Below are 3,144 nucleotides of genomic sequence, written 5' to 3' on the forward strand. Positions count from 1 at the left end.
GAGCGGCGACGTTCCGCGCCACCGCCGGGACGACCTACCACGTCCTGCTCGGCCAGCAGTTCAACCAGGGCGACCTGACCGTGGCGTTCGGCACGGTGCCGCCGGCGCCGAACGACGACTTCGCGGACGGCGTGCCGGTCTCGGTGCCCGGCCGGTACTCCGGCGACCTCACGGTGGCCTCGGCCGAGCCCGGCGAGGTCCGGCCGAGCTGCGACCCCGCCGCCGAGCGGTCCGTGTGGTTCCGGTTCACGCCGGACCGCACCCGCCCGGTCAGCGTGCAGGCGCTGGCCGGCTGGGGCCCGGGCATCACGGTGTACCGGGGCACCTCACCCGCCGCACTGTCCGAAGTGGACTGCGTGGCCTCCGGCGACCGCCGCCCCGCGGTGTTCGCCGGCGTCGCCGGGGAGACGTACCAGATCCGCGTGGCCGACGACGCCGACGCCGCGTCGCTGTACGACATCGAGCTCGCGGCGGCGCCGCCGCTGTCGCCGTGGATCGGCACGTACCCCGACACGCCGACGGTGTACGACGAGGTCACCGTGACGCCGTACACGGGCGACCCCCTCCGCCGCGACTTCGTCAGCGGAGAGGTGCGCTTCGGCGACGGCGCCTCGGCCCCGATCACCGGCGCGCCGATCAAGCACCGGTACGCCGCGGACGGCGAGTACCGGGTCGAGGTGACCGGCTCGACCGCCGACGGCCGCACCGGAACCGCGGCCGGCACGCTGAAGGTCGAGACGCACGACGTCGCGCTGTCGGACTTCGTCGTGCCGGCGAAGGCGCGGGTCGACGAGACCAAGCAGATCAAGGTGTCGGTCTCGAACGCGCGCTACGACGAGACCGTCACGGTCACGCTGTACCGGCTGAGCGAGCAGGGCTACTACCAGCAGGTCGGGCAGGCCGAGCAGTGGGTGCCGGCGCAGGCGGGCCGCAAGGTGGTGTTCCCCTTCGCCTACACCTACACGGCGGCGGACGCCGCGGCGGGCAAGACGTCGTTCAAGGTGGTGGCGAGCATCGACGCCCCCTACCCCGGCGACGCCCGGCCGGCCGACAACGAACTCCTGGGGACGACGGCGGTCCGGGCCGGCTGAGTCAGGCGGGCCGGTGGCGGTCCCAGATCCGGCGGGACGCCGACAGCGCGTCGCGGTCTTCGCCGGGTGGTGTCCGCCAGGTCCGGCTGACGCGTCCGGTGCTGTCGAACCGCGGCCAGCCCGGGTCGCCGGTCGCGGCGAACGCGGCGAAGGCGTCGCGCATCGCGGTCGAGAGGGCCGGGAAGTCCGCGGGGACTTCCCGGCCGATCAGCTCGGCGGCGAGCGGGCTGTCGGGGGTGGTGAAGGTGAACGGGACGTCGAGGCCGTGGCACGCGCGCAACGCGCCGTCGCGTGCCGGGCTCGGCCAGGCGAACTCGTACAGGTAGGTGGTCCTGCCCGCGTCGGCGCCGGCTTCCGCGCACCACAAGGCGGGGATCCGGAACAGCGCGTCCGACAGGACGAGTGCGTGCAGGTCCTCGTCGGTGCCGCCGGGGTTCCCGGCTCGGTAGTCGGCGACGGCGCTCGCGTCCAGGCCGCAGGCGCGAGCGGTGTCCGCGGGATCGGCGGCCGAGAGGTCCGCGTCGACGGTGAACACCCGGGCCTCGTCGGTGGTGAACCCGCAGACGAGTTCCCGGCCGATGCCGGACGCGCGCTGCCCCGCGCGGCTCCACGGCGGAGCGTCGAACAGCTCACCGTCCAGGATCAGTGAATACGGCGCGTTCGGGTGGGTCCACTTCCCCGGCTCGCTCGCCATGATCGCGACCGGTGCCAGCTGGACCGCGTGGATCGCCTCGGACGGCACCTCCGCCAACGCGTCGGCCGTCGGGCGGACACCGAGCTGTGCGGTGATCATCGCCGAGACGGCGCGGGCTTCGTCGGCGGGCACGAAGATCTTGCCCGGGCTCTGCGCGATCCCACGGCGGAAGAGCCCGGGCGCGCCGTCGGCGGCGAGCAGTCCGGCGATCGACGAGGCACCGGCGGACTGGCCGATCAGCGTCACCGCGTCCGGGTCGCCGCCGAACGCCTCGACGTTGTCGTGCACCCAGCGCAGTGCGGCGATCTGGTCGAGCACACCCCGGTTGGCCGGCGCGTCGTCGACCCAGCCGAAACCCTCGTACCCCACCCGGTAGTTCAGGGTGACCAGGACGGTTCCGGTGGCGGCGAAGGCCGTGCCGTCGAAGTCGGGGGTGGCGGCGGTGCCGCCGAGGCACGCGCCGCCGTGGATCCACACCAGCACCGGCAGCCCGGAGCGCGTGACGTCGGGCGTCCACACGTTGACGGTGAGGCATTCCGGGTCGTCGCCGGGGTGCCACAGCACCGGCTGCGGCACCGAAGAGCCGAAGGACCGGGCGTCGCGCACGCCGTGCCAGCGCCGCGCCGGAGCGGGCGGCCGGAACCTGGCGGCACCGGCCAGGGGCGCGGCGTACGGGATGCCGCGGAAGACCGAACACCCCTCTCGAGCCTCGCCCCGGACAGCACCACTTTCCGTACGGACAACGACATCCACCAGTTCCCCCTTGGCTATCCGACGGGCCGGACGCTAATATAAGTCACCGTACCAAAAAGGAGGCACGGTGCCCAAGATCGTCGATCGGCGGCAGCGGCGGGACGAAGTGGCGGCCGCGCTGTGGCGGCTCGCGTACCGCGACGGGTGGGACGCGGTGAGCCTGCGTCGGGTCGCCGCCGAAGCGGGCCTGTCGCTCGGCTCCGTCCAGCACTACTTCACCGGCACGGACGACCTCCTCGACTACGCCGTCGGCGGCGTGCTCGAAGTCCTCGACGAGCGTCTCGTCGAGCAGCTCACCGCGCTGGCCGACCCACGGCACGCCGAACCGACCGTCCGCCGGGTGCTCCAGAGCATGATCCCCGGCGCCGATCCCGTGCCGGACGACGTCTGGCGGATCCAGGTCCTGGCCTGGCTGACCGTGGCCGGCCGCGCGGCGCGGAGCCCGGAGATCGCGGCGCGGCTCTCGGCCGGCGGCGATCGGCTCGCCGAGGCGATCGCCGCCGCCATCCGCATGAGCGACGCTCGCCGCTCCCCCGCCGACGCGCACCGCGACGCGCGCGGTCTGCTTTCCCTCGTCGAGGGCCTGTTGCTCCAGCTGGCGCGGCG

General features: G+C 73.9%; 3 protein-coding genes. 2 read left to right on the top strand and 1 reads right to left on the bottom strand.

Going from position 1 to position 3,144, the window contains the following annotated elements:
- Nucleotides 1–1,091: hypothetical protein (locus G3I65_RS32200; RefSeq protein ID WP_160699441.1), on the top strand; the 1,091-nt coding region annotated here is incomplete at its 5' end.
- 1 nt (nucleotide 1,092) lies between these two features.
- On the opposite strand, the gene G3I65_RS32205 is transcribed toward G3I65_RS32200, so the two are convergent.
- Nucleotides 1,093–2,538 carry a carboxylesterase/lipase family protein gene (locus G3I65_RS32205; RefSeq protein ID WP_160699442.1) on the bottom strand — a complete coding sequence of 482 codons (1,446 nt, stop codon included), beginning with the start codon at nucleotides 2,536–2,538 and terminating at the stop codon, nucleotides 1,093–1,095.
- A 67-nt stretch (nucleotides 2,539–2,605) separates the two neighbouring features.
- Between G3I65_RS32205 and G3I65_RS32210 the strand changes: the two genes are divergently transcribed.
- On the top strand, nucleotides 2,606–3,144 hold a 539-nt coding region (locus G3I65_RS32210), incomplete at its 3' end, for a TetR/AcrR family transcriptional regulator (protein ID WP_160699443.1).

It is taken from the genome of Amycolatopsis sp. SID8362 (genome assembly GCF_010550475.1).
Lineage (GTDB): Bacteria > Actinomycetota > Actinomycetes > Mycobacteriales > Pseudonocardiaceae > Amycolatopsis > Amycolatopsis eburnea.